Below are 17,027 nucleotides of genomic sequence, written 5' to 3'. Positions count from 1 at the left end.
AACCGGCAGCTCAATAATCGGCTGACTCTTTTAAGAGCATTTTCAAAAGCGGCGCACCTTTTGTCGCCGATGCCTGTCCCGGGAGCCGACGTCATGCAGCGTTCCATTGCCACCGTATCCTTGAGCGGTACCTTGCCGGAAAAACTCGAAGCCATTGCCGCCGCCGGTTTTGACGGGGTGGAAATCTTCGAGAACGACCTTCTCTATTACGATGGCAGCCCGCGGGAAATCAGGCAGATGTGCGTCGACCTGGGCATCGCCATCACCTTATTCCAACCGTTTCGTGACTTCGAAGGCTGCCGTCGTGATCGTCTGGCGCGCAACCTGGAGCGGGCCGAGCGCAAGTTCGACTTGATGCAGGAACTGGGCACCGACCTGGTGTTGGTGTGCAGCAATGCCTCGGCCGACAGCGTCGGCGACGAGCAGATCCTGATCGATGACCTGCGCCTGTTGGCCGAACGGGCCGGTGCGCGGGGCTTGCGTATCGGTTACGAAGCGCTGGCCTGGGGCCGCCACGTCAATACGTATCAACAGGTCTGGAGCATCGTGCGCCAGGCCGATCACCCCAGCCTTGGGGTGTTGCTCGACAGCTTCCATACCTTGTCCCTCAAGGGCGACCCGAGCGCCATCGCCGAGATTCCGGGGGAGAAGATCTTCTTCGTGCAAATGGCCGACGCGCCGATCCTGGCCATGGACGTTTTGGAGTGGAGCCGGCATTTCCGTTGTTTCCCGGGACAGGGCGAGTTCGACTTGCCGGGGTTCCTGGCGCCGATCATCAAGAGTGGTTATACCGGGCCGCTGTCGCTGGAGATCTTCAACGACGGCTTCCGCGCCGCGCCGCCACGGGCCAATGCCGCCGACGGCCTGCGCTCGCTGCTGTACCTGGAAGAAAAGACCCGCCAGCGCCTGGCCGAAGACGAGAGCGCCATTGGCAAGGCCGATATCCTGTTCGCCACGCCGCCGGCCAGCGAATACGACGGCATCGAGTTCCTCGAGTTTGCCGTGGACGATAGCCTCGGCGCCAAGCTCTCCCATTGGCTGGAGCGCCTGGGGTTCGTCAAGGCCGGCCAGCACCGTTCGAAGAATGTCAGCCTGCTGCGCCAGGGTGATATAAACCTGATCCTCAACAGCGAACCGTACTCCTTCGCCCACAGCTTTTTCGAAGCCCATGGGCCTTCGTTGTGCGCCACCGCCGTGCGCGTGAAAAACAGTGCCAGCGCCTTGGAGCGGGCGGTTGCCTACAAGGGCCAGCCTTATCGCGGGCTGGTGGGGCCCAATGAGCTGGAGCTGGCGGCGGTGCGCGCACCGGATGGTAGCCTGATCTACCTGGTGGACCAGGAAGCCGACGTCTATGGCACCGATTTCAACCTGCAGCCGGGTGCGGTGATCGGGGCCGGGCTCAAGCGCATCGACCACATGGCGATGGCGCTGCCGGCCGACAGCCTCGACAGTTGGGTGCTGTTCTACAAGAGCCTGCTGGATTTCGAGGCCGACGACGAAGTGGTCTTGCCCGACCCCTATGGCCTGGTAAAAAGCCGTGCCCTGCGCAGCCGCTGCAGTTCGATCCGCTTGCCGCTGAACATTTCCGAGAACCGCAACACCGCGATCTCACACGCGCTGTCGAGTTATCGCGGCTCCGGCGTGCATCACATCGCCTTCGATTGTGATGACATCTTCGCCCAGGTCAGTCGTGCCAAAGAGGCGGGCGTACCGTTGCTGGACATTCCGCTCAACTATTACGACGACCTGGCGGCGCGTTTCGATTTCGACGACGAGTTCCTCAGCGAACTGGCCTATTTCAACGTGCTGTACGACCGCGATGCCCAGGGTGGCGAGCTGTTCCACGTCTACACCGAGCCGTTCGAGGGGCGGTTTTTCTTTGAAATTATCCAGCGCAAGAACGGTTACGCCGGTTATGGCGCCGCCAACGTCGCGGTGCGCCTGGCGGCCATGGCCAAGTCCCGCAGCGGTGGTTTGCGGCACGCCAAGTTGTAGGGAAATCGTAAACGCTGCGGTAAAGGGCAACGCCGTGGCTTCCTTCACTGCACGGTGCGGCCCATAATCGCCAGCCTGTGCAGTGATGGCCGTGAGCCCCGCAATGACTATGAATCCAGAGCTTTCCGCAGCGCTCGACGAACCCGTCGCCACGCCGCGCAAGAGTCGCAAGAACAACCCGGAAAAGACCCGGGAAAACATTCTTCAGGAAGCCATCGTCGAGTTCGTCCAGCAAGGCCTGGCCGGCGCCCGGGTTGATGCCATTGCCGAGCGCATCCACACCTCCAAGCGCATGATCTACTACTACTTCGGCAGCAAGGAGCAGTTGTACGTCGAGGTGCTGGAAAAACTCTACGGCGATATCCGCACCACCGAGAGCCGCTTGCATCTGGCGGAACTGGCCCCGGTCGACGCGATCCGGCGCCTGGTGGAATTCACCTTCGACCACCACGATCGCAACGTGGATTTCGTGCGCATCGTCTGCATCGAGAATATCCACAACGCCGAATACGTGAAGCAGTCAGGCACGATCAAGGCGATGACCAACACCATCCTCGATTCCCTGGGCGTGATCTTGCGGCGGGGCGCCGAAGAGGGCGTGTTCCGTGCCGGCCTCGAGCCGCTGGATGTGCATCTGCTGATCAGCTCGTTCTGTTTCTACCGGGTATCCAATCGCCAGACGTTCGGTGAGATCTTTCAGATCGATTTGTCGGACGAAGCGGTCAAGCAGCGGCATCGGCAGATGGTGTGTGAGTCGGTGTTGAGATACTTGCAGGCCTGACACCGAACCTGATGTGTGTGCGGGCTTATGTGGGAGCGAGCTTGCTCGCGATAGCGGTGGATCAGTCGGTATTGAAGTGACTGACACGCCGCCATCGCGAGCAAGCTCGCTCCCACAAGTCATTCCCACAAGGGATTGTCACCCGGTCTTAGTGATTCATGCTTTGAAAATGCGCCAGCATCCGCTGCGCATCCGGCGCCACGCCGCTGAACAGCTCGAAGGCCTTCACCGCCTGGAACACCGCCATGTTGCCGCCATCCAGCGTGCGGCAGCCGAGGGCACGGGCGTTGCGCAGCAGTTCGGTTTCCAGCGGGAAGTAAACGATTTCCGCAACCCACAACTCGCCCCGCAACAATTCGACCGGCACTGGCATGCCTGGCAGTTTCGCCATGCCCATGGGCGTCGTGTTCACCAGGCCATCGGCTTCGGCCATGGCGCTGGTCAAGTCATGCCCGGCCCGGGCGCGGCCGGCGCCGAAGTGTTGGTTCAGGTTATTTGCCAGGGCCTCGGCACGGCTGACCTCGACATCAAAGATACTCAGCGTCTGTACGCCTTCTGCCAGCAGCGCGTGGGCCACGGCCGCGCCAGCGCCACCGGCGCCCATCTGAACCACGCGTCGACGGGAAACATCACCCAGGCCGCGACGGAAACCTTCGGCGAACCCCAGGCAATCGGTGTTGTGGCCGATGCGTTTGCCATTCTTCCACACCACGGTATTCACTGCGCCAATGCCTCGGGCCTCGGGTGAAAGCTCATCGAGCAACGGGATGATCGCCTGCTTGCAGGGGAAGGTAATGTTCAGGCCGGTGAAGTTCATGCGCTCGGCGGCGCTCAGTAAATCGGGCAGGGCGCCGCTGTCGAGTTGCAAGGCATCGAGGTCGATCAGCCGATAGAGGTAACGCATGCCCTGGGCATCGCCTTCGCGTTCATGGAGGGCTGGTGTGCGAGAGGCCTGGATGCCCGCGCCGATCAGGCCGGCGAGCACAGTGATATTCGACATGCTCATCAACCCTTCAACCGCTGACTGAAATGTTCCAGGGCCAGGCGATAACCATGGCTGCCAAACCCGCACATCACGCCGATAGCGACGGATGAGACGAAGGAGTGATGGCGGAAGGTCTCGCGGGAGTGGACGTTGGACAGGTGAACTTCGATGACCGGCACTTCGCTGGCCACCAGCGCATCGCGGATCGCCACGGATGTATGAGTCCAGGCCGCCGGGTTGATGACGATACCGGCACACCGGCCACGGGCACCGTGAATCCAGTCGAGCAATTCGCCTTCCTGGTTGGTCTGGCGAAATTCCACGCCCAGGCCGAATTCTTCAGCGGCGCGGCCACACAGCGACGAGATGTCAGCCAGGGTTTCGTGGCCGTAGGTTGCCGGCTCGCGGGTGCCGAGCAGGTTCAGGTTCGGGCCGTTGAGCACCAGAACGATCGGAGGCATCGCAATTTCTCCACATTTTTATTGTTGGTGTCGGCGGGGTTTCAGCCGGTGGAGATAAATTGTACTAGATGGTTAATTTGGTCAAATAAAGCAGCGGTCATCGGGCAATAAGTGTTCGATGATCGAACATGACCATTGTTGGGAAGTGAGGGAGGGCAATTGTGGCGAGGGATTTTATCTGTGGGAGCAAGGCTTGCCCGCGATACAGGCGACTCAATTTCTACCTGTATCGCGGGCAAGCCTTGCTCCCACAGAGCTTTGCCCAGTCCAGCCCAGAGGGGAGATCGCCCCAGCGTTTAACGACGTGTCAACAACACCCCGGACTCCATGTGATGGGTCCAAGGAAATTGATCGAACAACGCGCAGCGCGTGATGCGGTGGGTGTCGTTCAGTTGCGCAATGTTCGCGGCGAGGGTGTCAGGGTTGCAGGAGATGTACAGGATGTTGTCGAAACGTCGGGTCAGCTCGCAGGTGTCCGGGTCCATGCCGGCGCGAGGCGGGTCGACAAAGACGCTGCCGAATTCATAGCTTTTCAGGTCGATGCCCTGCAGGCGGCGGAACGGCCGGACTTCGTTCAAGGCTTCGGTCAGTTCTTCGGCGGACAGGCGCACCAGCGTGACGTTATCCACAGCATTCTCGCTGAGGTTGCTCAACGCAGCGTTCACCGAGGTCTTGCTGATTTCGGTGGCCAGTACTTTGCGCACGCGGGTGGCCAGGGGCAGGGTGAAGTTGCCGTTGCCGCAGTACAACTCCAGCAGATCGTCGTTGCGTTCGCCCAAGGCTTCAAAAGCCCAGTTGAGCATCTTCTGGTTCACCGTGCCGTTGGGCTGGGTGAAGGCGCCTTCGGGCTGGCGATAGCTGAAGGTACGACCGCCGACGTCGAGTTTCTCCACCACGTAGTCATGGCCGATCACTTCCCGCTTGCCCTTGGAGCGACCGATGATGCTCACGCCCAGGTCGGCCGCCAGTTTCGAGGCAGCGACGTGCCAGTGCTCGTCCAACGGGCGGTGATAGCACAGGGTGATCATCGCATCGCCGGCCAGGGTGGTCAGGAACTCCACCTGGAACAGCTTATGGCTCAGGGGCGCACTGGCTTGCCAGGCGGCCTTGAGTTGCGGCATCAACTGGTTGATGCGCAGGCTGGCAATGGGAAATTCCTCGATGAGGATCGGTGTGCGCTTGTCGTCCTGGGAGAACATTGCGTAGTGCCGTTCGCCAGCCTCGCGCCAGAGACGGAATTCGGCTCGCAGGCGAAAGTTTTTCAGGGGCGAATCGAACACCGCAGGTTCCGGTGCATCGAAGGGCGCCAGCAGGTCACGCAAGCGAGTAACCTTGTCCTGCAACTGGGCGGCGTAGGCCTGGGAATCAAAAGTCATGCGTTGAACCAACCCAACTTGATCACGAACAGGATCGACAGAATGACCAGCGCCGAGTTCAGCTCACGGCCACGGCCAGACACCAGTTTGATGGCGGTCCAGGCGATGAAACCGAAAGCGATGCCGTTGGCGATGGAATAAGTGAATGGCATCGCCAGGGCAGTGATCACCACCGGGGCGGCGACGGTGATGTCATCCCAGTCGATTTCCGCCAGGCCCGAAGTCATCAGCACGGCGACGAACAACAAGGCCGGCGCAGTGGCGAAGGCCGGAACGCTGGCAGCCAGTGGCGAGAAGAACAGCGCCAGCAGGAACAGGATCGCCACCACGATGGCGGTCAGGCCTGTACGGCCGCCAGCACTGACGCCCGCCGCCGACTCGATGTAGCTGGTGGTGGTGGAGGTGCCCAGCAGCGAACCGGCCATGGCCGCGGTGCTGTCGGCGATCAGCGCACGGCCCATTTTCGGCATGTGGCCGTCCTTGCCCATCAGCCCGGCGCGCTTGGCGACGCCGATCAGGGTGCCGGAGTTGTCGAACAGGTCGACGAACAGGAACGCGAAGATCACGCTCACCAGGCCAATGTCCAGGGCGCCCTTGATGTCCAGTTGCAGGAAGGTTGGGGCCAGGGACGGCGGCGCGGAGATGATGCCGCCGAACGGGGTGAAGCCCATCAGGATCGAGACGAGGGTGACCGCCAGGATGCCGATCAGCACGGCGCCACGCACTTTCAGTGCTTCGAGGGCGACGATCAGGACAAAGCCGAGGGTCGCGAGGATCGGCGCCGGTTGTTTCAAGTCGCCGAGGCCGACCATGGTCGCCGGGTTTTTCACCACGATGCCGGCATTGTTCAGGGCGATCAGCGCCAGGAACAGGCCGATACCGGCGGCAATGGCCGAGCGCAGCGGCAGCGGGATGCTGTTGATGATCCACTCGCGAATGCGAAAAATCGATAGCAGGAAGAACAGTACGGCGGAGATGAACACCGCGCCCAGCGCCACTTGCCAGGTGTGACCCATGTGCAGGACCACGGTGTAGGTGAAGAAGGCATTCAGGCCCATGCCCGGCGCTAGGGCGATCGGGTAGTTGGCGATCAGGCCCATGACCGTGGAACCAATGGCCGCCGCCAGGCAGGTGGCGACGAACACCGCGCCTTTGTCCATGCCGGTTTCGCCGAGGATGCTCGGGTTGACGAACAGAATGTAGGCCATGGCCAGGAAGGTCGTGACGCCCGCCAGGATCTCGGTCCGCACGTTGGTGTTGTGTGCCTTGAGTTGAAACAGCCTTTCCAGCATGTCTGCTCCCCGTGGCGCGCCCGGCGCCGTGAATGTATCGACCTCAACAGCAAAGCACAGGTCGCCAGCGGCGCCCGGGAATTTTCTGCGGGTCGGAAAAAGCCGCGCATCATACCAGCAGCGTAGCGTTGTGGCTGCGATCGTCGTCGATGTTTTGCCAACGCGCCAAGTGGGCCATACTGCGCGCGGTTCCGGGAGGTCTCTATGGTTCACATGAATAAAAAACTGCTGGCGGCCATGAGCTGCGCGCTGGGCCTGTGGCTGCCCGGGCAGGCCGCCACTGCCGCGTCGGCGCCGCCCTTGAGTGAAGTCAAGGTGCTCAAGGTCGAGTCGCCGGCCTGTGGCTTCGAGGACATCGCCCAAGGGCAGGCGCAGACGCGTTGCGACCACGGCCCGACGATCAAGGTCTATGTGCTGGAGGTCGGCTATGGCCACCAGCCCCATGTCACCCTGGACGGCTTTGAAGTCGACGGCACCCGCTCGCCAGTGTGTGCGTACAGCAATGGCAATCTCAATGACTGCTCGGTGCGGACCAAAGTCGTCGGCTATTTGTACATCTTCGATCTGAAGGGCAAGCAAGAGGGCACCTTCAGCTTCAGCAACCAGTCGATCAACGCACCGGGCAACCGGATGTCGGCCGAGCTGTACATCAAATAGTCCGCCTCCCCGCGTAGGAACTGCATAAACGCTGTGTAGGAGCTGCCGAGCGCAGCGAGGCGGCGATCTTTCCTCTGACGCTTGAATCTCAATCGCATATCAAAAGATCGCAGCCTTCGGCAGCTCCTACACTACAAGCATCATCCAGCGGAGAGCGCCCATGATTCCTGGAACCAAGATCCCCCGAGCCCTGATAGCCGTCGCCGAGGGTGTCGACGACTTGCAGACGGTCACCTTGATCGACGTGTTGCGTCGAGCGCAGATCGAAACCGTGGTGGCGAGCATCGAAGGGCGACGCATGCTCACCTGCGCCCGCGGCACGCGCCTGACGGCCGATGGCATGCTGGTGGACGTGCTTGCGCAAGATTTCGACCTGATCGTCCTGCCGGGCGGCATCATTGGCGCCCAACACCTGGCGGCCCACCAGCCGCTGCAACAACTGCTCAAGGACCAGGCCGCCGCCGGACGTTTCTTCGCCGCCATCGCCGAAGCCCCGGCCCTGGCGCTGCAGGCGTGCGGCCTTCTGCGCCAGCGGCGCATGACCTGCTTGCCGGCAGTGAGCCAGCAACTGTCCGGTTGCAGCTTCGTCGATCAACCCGTGGTGGTGGATGGCAACTGCATCACCGCCCAAGGCTCGGCCGCCGCCCTGGCGTTCGCCTTGATGCTGGTGGAACAACTCAGCGGCAAGGGCGTGAGGAGCGTGGTGGCGGCGGAGTTGCTGGCCTGACAGACGTCAAGCGTGCTGTGGGAAGGGTTCGATCACAGGCTGTTCACGCCGCTCGGCCTGCCACAAATCGTAGTCAGTCTGGACACCCAGCCAGACCCTGGCCTTGCCGATCCCGGCCCGTTCCAGGCGCACGGCCAGATCGGGGCTGAAGGGCGCATGACCATGCAAGACCCGGGAGAGATGAGGCCGGGCGAAGCCCAGGTGTCGCGCCAGTTCGGTGACCGTGATGCCCAGCGCGGGCAACACGTCCAGCCGCAAGGTTTCGCCAGGGTGTGGCGGATTGTGCATGGGCATGTTCCAGCCTCCTGATCAGTGGTAGTCCAGATAATCGACCAGTTCGATATCGGACCCGATGAAACGAAAAATAACCCGCCAGTTTCCCGAAACCCCCAGCGACCAGTATCCATCCAGCTCACCCTTGAGCGGATGCAATCGCCATCCGGGAATATCCAAGTCGTTGGCGGCCTGCGCCCTGTCCATGAACTGGAGCATACGGGCCAGGCGTTTTCCGTGGTCCGCCCGGCTACCACGGGTCGACCCCGTCTCATAAAAGAGTCTGAGGCCTTTGTGCTGGAAGGATTTAATCATGGAATAGAGTGTAAGGCGATACATTACACTCGATGCGGTACATATATACCGCACAGGCCAGTTGAATCCATGCTTCTTGCGTTTTAGCCGCATCGCAATTGCCTTGAACGCTTCACCCCACCCTGAAGTCGTACCCCTTATGACGGCGGTTTCCCAAAACGCCGCGAGTACGACCAACCGTGAGGTGTTCCATGAGCGCGACCCTGTCCGAAGCGACGCCGGCGGCCTTCGTCCGTCATCCGATCCGTCTGACCCTCAATGGCCAAGTGCGCGAGTTGCAAGTGCTGGCCTGGACCACCTTGTTGGACCTGCTGCGTGAGCAGCTGGACCTGGTGGGCAGCAAGAAAGGCTGCGACCACGGCCAGTGCGGCGCCTGTACGGTGCTGCGCGATGGCAAGCGGATCAATGCCTGCCTGACCCTGGCGGTGATGTGCGACGGCGCCGAGTTGACCACCATCGAAGGCCTGGCCGGCGATGAGGCCTTGCACCCCATGCAGCAGGCGTTCATCACCCATGACGCGTTCCAGTGCGGTTACTGCACGCCGGGGCAGATCTGTTCGGCGGTGGGGCTGGCCAACGAGGGCAGGGCGCAGAGCCGCGCACAGATCAGTGAACTGATGAGCGGCAACCTTTGTCGGTGCGGCGCCTACAACAACATTCGCGATGCCATCGAGCAGGCGCTGCCCCTGTGCCGCCAACCCCAGGCGCAGGGAGGTGACCAGTGAACCCTTTCCAATACAGCAAGCCGGACACGGTGCAGGCGGCCGTCGATCTGTCGAGCCCGGTTTCGCGCTTCATCGCCGGCGGCACCAACCTGCTGGACCTGATGAAGGAGAATCTTACCCGTCCCGAGCACCTGATCGACATTACCGGGTTGCCCCTGGCGGATCTCAGCGAAACCCCGTCCGGCGGGGTGATGATCGGCGCATTGGTGAGCAATGCCGACCTGGCCTGGCACCCGTGGATCGAGCGTCGTTATCCGCTGCTGGCCCAGGCCATCCTGGCGGGCGCTTCGCCACAATTGCGCAACATGGCCAGCACCGGCGGCAATCTGTTGCAACGTACCCGCTGCTATTACTTCTATGACGCGAGCGTGCCGTGCAACAAACGCCGGCCCGGTAGCGGTTGCCCGGCCCGGAACGGTTTGAACCGGATCCACGCGATTTTCGGCGCCAGCGATCAATGTGTCGCCACCCATCCTTCCGACATGTGCGTGGCCTTGGCGGCCCTGGAAGCGGTGGTCCATGTCCTGGGTCGGGGCGGGGCGCGGACCATCGAGTTCGCCGACTTCCATCGCCTGCCCGGCGATGCTCCGGAGCGCGATAACCAACTGGCCGACGATGAGCTGATCACCGCCATCGAATTGCCTGCCGCCGGTTTTGCCGAGCATAGCCACTACCTGAAGATCCGTGACCGCGCCTCCTACGCCTTTGCGCTGGTCTCGGTGGCGGCGGCGCTGGAACTGGACGGGCCGGTGATTCGCCAGGCGCGCTTGGCCCTGGGGGGCGTAGCGCATAAACCCTGGCGCGACCGGGCGGTGGAGAGCTGGCTGATCGGGCAGACCGTCAGCCGCGAAACCTTCACCGCCGCCGCCGACGCGCTGCTGCAAAACGCCGAGCCGCTGGAACACAACGGCTTCAAGGTCAGACTGGCGCGCCGGGCGATTGTCCGCGCCTTGAGTGATGCCGCGCTGGGTTGCGCACCGCAGGGAGGACACACCTGATGAACGCTTCGAGCAAATCCATAGGGCAGCCACTGGACCGGGTCGATGGCCTGCTCAAGGTGACGGGCCAGGCCCGCTACGCCGCTGAATACCCCGAAGACGGCTTGCTGCACGGCAGCGTCGTCTCCGGCACTGTTGCCCGTGGCCGCGTGCTGCGCATCGATGCGTCCCGAGCCCTGGCGCTGCCCGGTGTGGTCGCGGTCATCGACCACACCAACCGGCCGAGGATCGCCAGCTACGACGAGCCGTATCAGGATGCCGATGCGGCGGACGGCTCGCCGTTCCGGCCGTTGTTCAACGATCAGGTGCTCTACAGCGGCCAGCCACTGGCCCTGGTGGTGGCGGAAAACCTTGAGCTGGCCCGGTACGCCGGTTCGCTGGTTGAAATCGAATACGAGGCCCAGGAGCATCAGACCGATCTGATCATCCTGCAAAACGACGCCCACCCGGCACCTGCTGAACTGCCCAAGCCCCGTGGGAATTTTCAGGGCGAGTACGCCAGCGCCGCGCTCAGCGTGGACGTGTCCTACAGCACGCCGATCGAACACCACAACCCGATGGAGCCACACGCCTCCACCGTGCTGTATCAGCCTGACGGCAGCCTACACATCCACGACAAGACCCAAGGCACGCAGAACTGCCAATCCTATGTGCAGAAGGTCTTCGGCCTCGAGAAAGAACAAGTGCGGGTGTTTGCCGCGTTTGTCGGCGGCGCCTTCGGTTCCGGGCTGCGCCCGCAGTATCAATTGCCGTTGGCCGTGATGGCGGCCATGGCCCTCAAGCGCTCGGTGCGGGTCAGCCTGACGCGCCAGCAGATGTTCACCTTTGGTTATCGGCCGCGCACCCTGCAGCGCGTGCAACTGGGGGCGGCGGCCAACGGTCGCTTGCTGGCCGTGGCGCACACCGCTATCGGCCAGACCTCGCGCTTCGAGGACTTCACCGAACACGTGGTGGAGTGGAGCGGCATGCTCTATCACTGCGACAACGTTGAGTTGACCTACAAGCTGGTGCCGCTGGACGTCTACACGCCCCTGGACATGCGCGCCCCTGGTGCCGCCCTCGGGTTGATTGGCTTGGAGTGCGCCATGGATGAATTGGCCTGCGCCCTGGCGATCGATCCGATCCAACTGCGCTTGATCAACTACGCCGAACGCAACGAGAACGAAGGCAAGCCGTATTCCAGCAAGGAACTGCGTGAGTGCTACGCCCAAGGCGCCCGTCGTTTCGGCTGGGACAAGCGCAACCCGGAACCGCGCAGCATGCGTGAAGGCCGGCAACTGGTCGGCTGGGGCATGGCCGGTGGCGTGTGGGAGGCCATGCAGCAGAAGGCCAGTGCCAAAGCCTCTCTGGATACCCATGGCAAGCTGACCGTCAGCAGCGCCACCACGGACATCGGCACCGGCACCTACACGGTCATGACCCAGATCGCCGCCGAGGCTTCAGGCGTTTCCCTTGAGAACGTCGCGTTTATCCTGGGGGATTCGTCGCTGCCAACCGCGCCGTTGCAGGGTGGTTCGTTCACCGTCTCGTCGGTGGGCACGGCCGTGCAGCAGGCCTGTGAAGCATTGAAGGAAAAGCTCCTGGCCGTGGCTCGCCAGGCCTGCCCGGCCTTCAGTGGCGCGACCCTTGAGCAAGTGACGTTTGTCGATGGCCAACTGCGGCTGGGCGAAGCGAGCGTCGCGTTAGCGGAGCTGGCGCAAAAAAGTGGCGAGACACCGTTGCAGGCCCAGGTCACCGCCGAGCCGGATGCAAAACGCCAGGCTTACGCCACGGCCACTCACTCGGCGGTGTTTGTCGAGGTATGGGTGGACGAGGACTTGGGCACGGTGAAGGTCAACCGAGTGGTCAGTGCCATCGCCGCCGGCCGGGTCGTCAACCCGAAAACCGCCCGCAGCCAGATTCTCGGCGGCGTGGTGTGGGGCGTCGGCATGGCCCTGCACGAAGAAACCCTGACCGATCACGCCCTGGGGCGCCACATGAATCACAACCTGGCGGAGTATCACCTGCCGGTCAATGCCGACATCGGAGACATCGAGGTGATTTTCGTCGAAGAACAGGACGCGATCGTCAATGCACTCGGGTCCAAGGGCGTGGGTGAGATCGGTGTCGTCGGGGTGGCAGCAGCGGTGGCCAATGCGATTTATCACGCCACCGGCAAGCGGGTGCGGGACTTCCCCATCACCCTCGACAAGTTAATCTAGTGGCCTGTGTGGCTAATTCGAGTACTCGAATTAACCGTACAGGCCACTAGGCTTTCGCTTCGTCCACCGGTTCGTGCATCCGGTCGCGGTTGGCCAGGGTCGGGAACAGCTTGATCCAGGTCCCGGTCACCAGCAGCGTGCCCACACCGCCCATGACCACCGCCGGCACGGTGCCGAACCAGTGGGCGGTGAGGCCGGATTCGAATTCGCCCAACTGGTTCGAAGCGCCGATGAACAGCCCGTTCACCGCGCTGACCCGGCCGCGCATCTCATCCGGGGTTTCCAGTTGCACGAACGAGGCTCGGATCACCATGCTGATCATGTCTGCCGCCCCCAACACCACCAGCACCGCCAGGGAAAACCAGAACGAGGTGGAGAGGCCGAAGGCAATGGTGGCGACGCCGAACACGCCCACTGCGGTGAACATCACCCGGCCGACCTTGCGCTCCACGGCAAACCGCGCCAGCCACAGCGACATCAGCAAGGCCCCGACCGCCGGTGCCGAACGCAACAGGCCCAGGCCCCAGGGGCCGGTGAGCAGGATGTCCTTGGCAAACACCGGCAGCAGCGCCGTCGCGCCGCCGAGCAACACCGCGAACAGGTCCAGGGAGATCGCCCCGAGAATGTCCGGGCGACTGCGGATGAAGCGAATCCCGGCCAGCAACGAATCCAGCGTCGCCTTGCCTTTGTTCAGCGGCGTCTGCCGGGCGGGCAGGTTGAGCATCAGGCAGCAGGCGATGATGTAGAGCAGCACGGTCGGCCCATAGACCCAGGTGCTGCCGAAGGCGTAGAGCAGGCCGCCGAGCGCGGGGGCGACGATGGTGGCCGATTGCTGGGCCGATTGCGCGGCGGCCACGGCCCGGGGAAACAGCGCAGATGGCACGATGCTCGGCAGCAACGCTTGGGTGGTCGGCATTTCGAAGGAGCGGGCGGCGCCCAGCAGGAAGGCGAGGATGAAGATCATTTCCCGTGTGACATTGTCGGTGGCGCTGCCAATCGCCAGCGCCAGGGCAATCATGGCCTGCAATGACTGGCAAATCGCCGCGACCTTGCGCCGGTCATAGCGGTCCGCCACATGCCCGGTGTGGAGCATGAACAGCACGCGCGGGGCAAATTCCACCAAGCCCACCAGGCCCAGGTCCAGGACATTGCCGGTCAGTTGATAGAGGTTCCAGCCGATGGCCACGGTGAGCATCTGGAAACCGCTGGCGGTGAAGATCCGGGCCAGCCAGAAGGCGATGAAGGGACGATGGTGACGGAGCAGCAGCGGTGCTTGGCTGGGCATCTATGACGGGTCCGGTGATGAAGGCCACGAGATTAGCACCGTGCTGTAACAGGAAGTTGCGGTGAGTGGAAAAATAGTTAGCCAAACATCGATCTTTCACACATTGCACTTTTTTGTGGCAAGGGGATTTTATCCCTCTGTGGGAGCAAGGCTTGCCCGCGATGGACGCGACTCGATTTCTGTAAGACCGCGTTGCCTGTATCGCGGGCAAGCCTTGCTCCCACAAAGCCTTGCTCCCACACATCCTCGCTTCAGCCAGCACTGAGACAACCTGCCACGCGACAAAAGACCACGCCGTCCATCGGCCATATTGCGACTACTCTTTGAGCATTGCTTGATCCAGATCAATGCCCTCAGGGGCGTTGGGCTGGCGGCCATCCGGCCAGAGTCCTGCGTTGTGACGGTTATAAAAAGAACGATTTGAAAAGCATCGCACTCCATATCCCTGGGGGCTGGTGCCAGCCCCGCCCGCAGCCGGTTTTACCTGACAGAGGAAGACTTATGTTCGGTTTGGAGGCGCTCGATCTCGCCCGAATCCAGTTCGCGTTCACGATCTCGTTCCACATCCTGTTCCCGGCCATCACCATCGGCCTGGCGAGTTACCTTGCGGTACTCGAGGGCCTGTGGCTCAAGACCCGCGATGACACCTACCGTGACCTGTACCACTTCTGGTCGAAGATCTTTGCCGTCAACTTCGGCATGGGGGTGGTGTCCGGGTTGGTCATGGCCTATCAGTTCGGGACCAACTGGAGCCGCTTTTCGGACTTCGCCGGTGCGGTGACCGGGCCTTTGCTGACCTACGAGGTGCTCACGGCGTTCTTCCTTGAAGCGGGTTTCCTGGGCGTGATGCTGTTTGGCTGGAATCGCGTCGGCCGCGGCCTGCATTTCTTTTCCACGGTCATGGTGGCGATCGGCACCCTGATCTCGACCTTCTGGATCCTGTCCTCCAACAGCTGGATGCAGACCCCCCAGGGCTACGAAATCATCGACGGCCGGGTGATCCCGGTGGACTGGCTGGCGGTGGTGTTCAACCCTTCGTTTCCTTATCGATTGCTGCACATGTCCACCGCGGCGTTTGTCGCCACGGCGTTCTTCGTCGGCTCGTCGGCGGCCTGGCATTTGCTGCGCGGCCGCGATACCCCGGCCATCCGCCGGATGCTGTCGATGGCGATGTGGATGGCCTTGCTGGTGGCGCCGATACAAGCGGTCATTGGCGACTTTCATGGTCTGAACACCCTCAAGCACCAACCGGCGAAAATCGCCGCCATCGAGGGCCATTGGGAAAACGTCGGCAATGAGCCGACGCCGTTGATCCTGTTCGGCTGGCCCGACATGCAAGCGGAAAAAACCAAATACGCCGTGGAAATTCCCTACCTGGGCAGCCTGATCCTGACCCACAGTCTGGACAAGCAGGTGCCGGCCCTCAAGGAGTTCCCGCCTGAGGATCGACCGAACTCGACCATTGTGTTCTGGTCGTTCCGGGTCATGGTCGGCCTCGGCTTGCTGATGATTTTCACTGGGCTGTGCAGCCTGTGGCTGCGCCGCAACGATCGGATCTATCAATCCAGGCCATTCCTCTACATGGTGCTATGGATGGGGCCGTCCGGCCTGGTTGCGATCCTGGCCGGCTGGTTTACCACGGAGATCGGCCGCCAGCCCTGGGTGGTCTATGGCTTGATGCGCACGGCCGATGCTTCGTCCGGCCACAGCTTCGCCCAGATGAGCATTACCCTGGTGCTGTTCGTCGTGGTGTATTTCGCGCTGTTCGGCGCAGGCTTGAGCTACATGATGCGCCTGGTGCGCAAGGGGCCGGAGGCCCACGAAGCCGAGCCGAGCGACGGTGGCCCGGGCCAGAAACGGACGCCGGCCCGGCCATTGTCGGCCGCCGATGACGGCGAAGGCGTGGATAAAACCGACCGCTCGAACAAGGGGAATTGAATCATGGGTATTGATCTTCCGCTGATCTGGGCCGTGGTCATCATCTTCGGCATCATGATGTACGTGATCATGGACGGCTTCGACCTGGGGATTGGCATCCTCTTCCCCTTCGTCAAGGGCGAGCGTGACCGTGACGTAATGATGAACACCGTGGCGCCGGTCTGGGACGGTAACGAAACCTGGCTGGTGCTGGGCGGTGCCGGGCTGTTCGGGGCGTTTCCGCTGGCCTACTCGGTGGTGCTTTCGGCGCTGTACCTGCCGTTGATCCTGATGCTCATCGGCCTGATCTTCCGCGGCGTGGCCTTCGAGTTCCGCTTCAAGGCCAAGGCTGAGAAGCGCCACCTCTGGGACAAGGCATTCATTGGCGGCTCGCTGACGGCCACCTTCTTCCAGGGCGTGGCGCTGGGGGCGTTCATCGACGGCTTCGAGGTGGTCAATCGGCAGTTCGCCGGCGGCTCCCTGGACTGGTTCACGCCGTTCACGGTGTTCTGTGGTCTGGCGTTGATCGCCGCCTACGCGTTGCTCGGCTGCACCTGGCTGATCATGAAGACCGAGGGCAAGTTGCAAGAGCAGATGCATGACCTGGCCCGGCCACTGGCGTTCGTGGTGCTGGCCGTGATCGGTATCGTCAGCATCTGGACGCCGCTGGCCCACGCGGACATCGCGGCCCGCTGGTTTACGTTGCCGAACCTGTTCTGGTTCCTGCCGGTGCCGATCCTGGTGCTGGTGACCATGTACGGTTTGTTCCGCGCGGTGGCGCGCAACGCCAACTACACGCCTTTCATCCTGACCCTGGTGCTGATCTTCCTCGGCTACAGCGGCTTGGGCATCAGCCTGTGGCCGAACATCGTGCCGCCGTCCATTTCGATCTGGGACGCCTCGTCACCGCCCCAGAGCCAAGGCTTCATGCTGGTGGGCACGCTGTTCATCATTCCGTTGATCCTGGTGTACACCTTCTGGAGCTACTACGTGTTCCGCGGCAAGGTGACCCATGACGACGGCTACCATTGAGGGCGCG

General features: G+C 62.4%; 16 protein-coding genes. 9 read left to right on the top strand and 7 right to left on the bottom strand.

Annotated features, from left to right (window positions below; translation table 11 throughout):
- The first annotated feature begins 93 nt into the window (after positions 1 to 93).
- Together quiC and PSH84_RS24595 are read left to right on the top strand one after the other, a co-directional pair.
- Positions 94 to 1,995 carry a 3-dehydroshikimate dehydratase QuiC gene (gene quiC, locus PSH84_RS24600; RefSeq protein WP_305468587.1) on the top strand — a complete coding sequence of 634 codons (1,902 nt, stop codon included), beginning with the start codon at positions 94 to 96 and terminating at the stop codon, positions 1,993 to 1,995.
- A gap of 103 nt (positions 1,996 to 2,098) precedes the next feature.
- Positions 2,099 to 2,776: a TetR/AcrR family transcriptional regulator gene (locus tag PSH84_RS24595; RefSeq protein WP_122565090.1), complete on the top strand. Its 678-nt coding sequence runs from the start codon at positions 2,099 to 2,101 to the stop codon at positions 2,774 to 2,776.
- A gap of 148 nt (positions 2,777 to 2,924) precedes the next feature.
- Here the strand turns inward: PSH84_RS24595 and PSH84_RS24590 are convergent, their stop codons facing one another.
- The 4 genes from PSH84_RS24590 to PSH84_RS24575 form a co-directional block, all read right to left on the bottom strand.
- Positions 2,925 to 3,776 (bottom strand): shikimate dehydrogenase, encoded by an 852-nt coding sequence (locus PSH84_RS24590; RefSeq protein ID WP_436278777.1) that lies wholly within the window; start codon positions 3,774 to 3,776, stop codon positions 2,925 to 2,927.
- Positions 3,777 to 3,781: 5 nt separating this feature from the next.
- Positions 3,782 to 4,222, bottom strand: coding sequence for a type II 3-dehydroquinate dehydratase (aroQ, locus tag PSH84_RS24585; protein WP_122565092.1), 441 nt, complete (start codon positions 4,220 to 4,222; stop codon positions 3,782 to 3,784).
- 296 nt (positions 4,223 to 4,518) lie between these two features.
- Positions 4,519 to 5,598, bottom strand: coding sequence for a tRNA (uridine(54)-C5)-methyltransferase TrmA (gene trmA / locus PSH84_RS24580; protein ID WP_305481941.1), 1,080 nt, complete (start codon positions 5,596 to 5,598; stop codon positions 4,519 to 4,521).
- Positions 5,595 to 6,890 (bottom strand): NCS2 family permease, encoded by a 1,296-nt coding sequence (locus tag PSH84_RS24575; protein ID WP_305481940.1) that lies wholly within the window; start codon positions 6,888 to 6,890, stop codon positions 5,595 to 5,597. Before PSH84_RS24575 ends, trmA begins: the two co-directional genes overlap by 4 nt.
- Before the next feature lie 204 nt (positions 6,891 to 7,094).
- On the opposite strand from PSH84_RS24575, the gene PSH84_RS24570 reads away from it, so the two are divergent.
- Positions 7,095 to 7,547 carry a DUF4879 domain-containing protein gene (locus tag PSH84_RS24570; RefSeq protein ID WP_305481939.1) on the top strand — a complete coding sequence of 151 codons (453 nt, stop codon included), beginning with the start codon at positions 7,095 to 7,097 and terminating at the stop codon, positions 7,545 to 7,547.
- 160 nt (positions 7,548 to 7,707) lie between these two features.
- A complete protein-coding gene (locus tag PSH84_RS24565; RefSeq protein ID WP_122565096.1) occupies positions 7,708 to 8,274 on the top strand; it encodes a DJ-1 family glyoxalase III in 567 nt (188 codons plus the stop codon).
- 6 nt (positions 8,275 to 8,280) lie between these two features.
- Here PSH84_RS24565 and PSH84_RS24560 read toward each other — a convergent pair whose 3' ends face one another.
- Together PSH84_RS24560 and PSH84_RS24555 are read right to left on the bottom strand one after the other, a co-directional pair.
- Positions 8,281 to 8,568 carry a HigA family addiction module antitoxin gene (locus PSH84_RS24560; RefSeq protein ID WP_305481938.1) on the bottom strand — a complete coding sequence of 96 codons (288 nt, stop codon included), beginning with the start codon at positions 8,566 to 8,568 and terminating at the stop codon, positions 8,281 to 8,283.
- A 15-nt stretch (positions 8,569 to 8,583) separates the two neighbouring features.
- A complete protein-coding gene (locus PSH84_RS24555; protein WP_305483196.1) occupies positions 8,584 to 8,862 on the bottom strand; it encodes a type II toxin-antitoxin system RelE/ParE family toxin in 279 nt (92 codons plus the stop codon).
- Positions 8,863 to 9,053: 191 nt separating this feature from the next.
- Here PSH84_RS24555 and PSH84_RS24550 point away from each other — a divergent pair, with 191 nt between their 5' ends.
- From PSH84_RS24550 to PSH84_RS24540, 3 genes are read left to right on the top strand one after another with little or no spacing between them, the layout of a single operon-like run.
- Positions 9,054 to 9,587: a (2Fe-2S)-binding protein gene (locus PSH84_RS24550; protein ID WP_122565098.1), complete on the top strand. Its 534-nt coding sequence runs from the start codon at positions 9,054 to 9,056 to the stop codon at positions 9,585 to 9,587.
- The gene (locus PSH84_RS24545; RefSeq protein ID WP_305481937.1) at positions 9,584 to 10,585 is read left to right on the top strand and encodes an FAD binding domain-containing protein; all 1,002 of its coding nucleotides are present in this window, start codon (positions 9,584 to 9,586) and stop codon (positions 10,583 to 10,585) included. Before PSH84_RS24550 ends, PSH84_RS24545 begins: the two co-directional genes overlap by 4 nt.
- The gene (locus PSH84_RS24540) at positions 10,585 to 12,786 is read left to right on the top strand and encodes a xanthine dehydrogenase family protein molybdopterin-binding subunit (protein ID WP_305468581.1); all 2,202 of its coding nucleotides are present in this window, start codon (positions 10,585 to 10,587) and stop codon (positions 12,784 to 12,786) included. Before PSH84_RS24545 ends, PSH84_RS24540 begins: the two co-directional genes overlap by 1 nt.
- Positions 12,787 to 12,832: 46 nt before the next feature.
- Here the strand turns inward: PSH84_RS24540 and PSH84_RS24535 are convergent, their stop codons facing one another.
- Positions 12,833 to 14,071 carry an MFS transporter gene (locus tag PSH84_RS24535; protein ID WP_305468580.1) on the bottom strand — a complete coding sequence of 413 codons (1,239 nt, stop codon included), beginning with the start codon at positions 14,069 to 14,071 and terminating at the stop codon, positions 12,833 to 12,835.
- A gap of 501 nt (positions 14,072 to 14,572) precedes the next feature.
- On the opposite strand from PSH84_RS24535, the gene PSH84_RS24530 reads away from it, so the two are divergent.
- Positions 14,573 to 16,009 carry a cytochrome ubiquinol oxidase subunit I gene (locus tag PSH84_RS24530; protein ID WP_122565102.1) on the top strand — a complete coding sequence of 479 codons (1,437 nt, stop codon included), beginning with the start codon at positions 14,573 to 14,575 and terminating at the stop codon, positions 16,007 to 16,009.
- 3 nt (positions 16,010 to 16,012) lie between these two features.
- The gene (cydB, locus tag PSH84_RS24525) at positions 16,013 to 17,020 is read left to right on the top strand and encodes a cytochrome d ubiquinol oxidase subunit II (RefSeq protein WP_053125566.1); all 1,008 of its coding nucleotides are present in this window, start codon (positions 16,013 to 16,015) and stop codon (positions 17,018 to 17,020) included.
- Positions 17,021 to 17,027 lie beyond the last annotated feature (7 nt).

Source organism: Pseudomonas beijingensis (genome assembly GCF_030687295.1).
Classification (GTDB): Bacteria; Pseudomonadota; Gammaproteobacteria; order Pseudomonadales; family Pseudomonadaceae; genus Aquipseudomonas; species Aquipseudomonas beijingensis.
The sequence above is the reverse complement of the archived record's forward strand: the minus strand, read 5'-3'. Positions and strand labels throughout refer to the sequence as shown.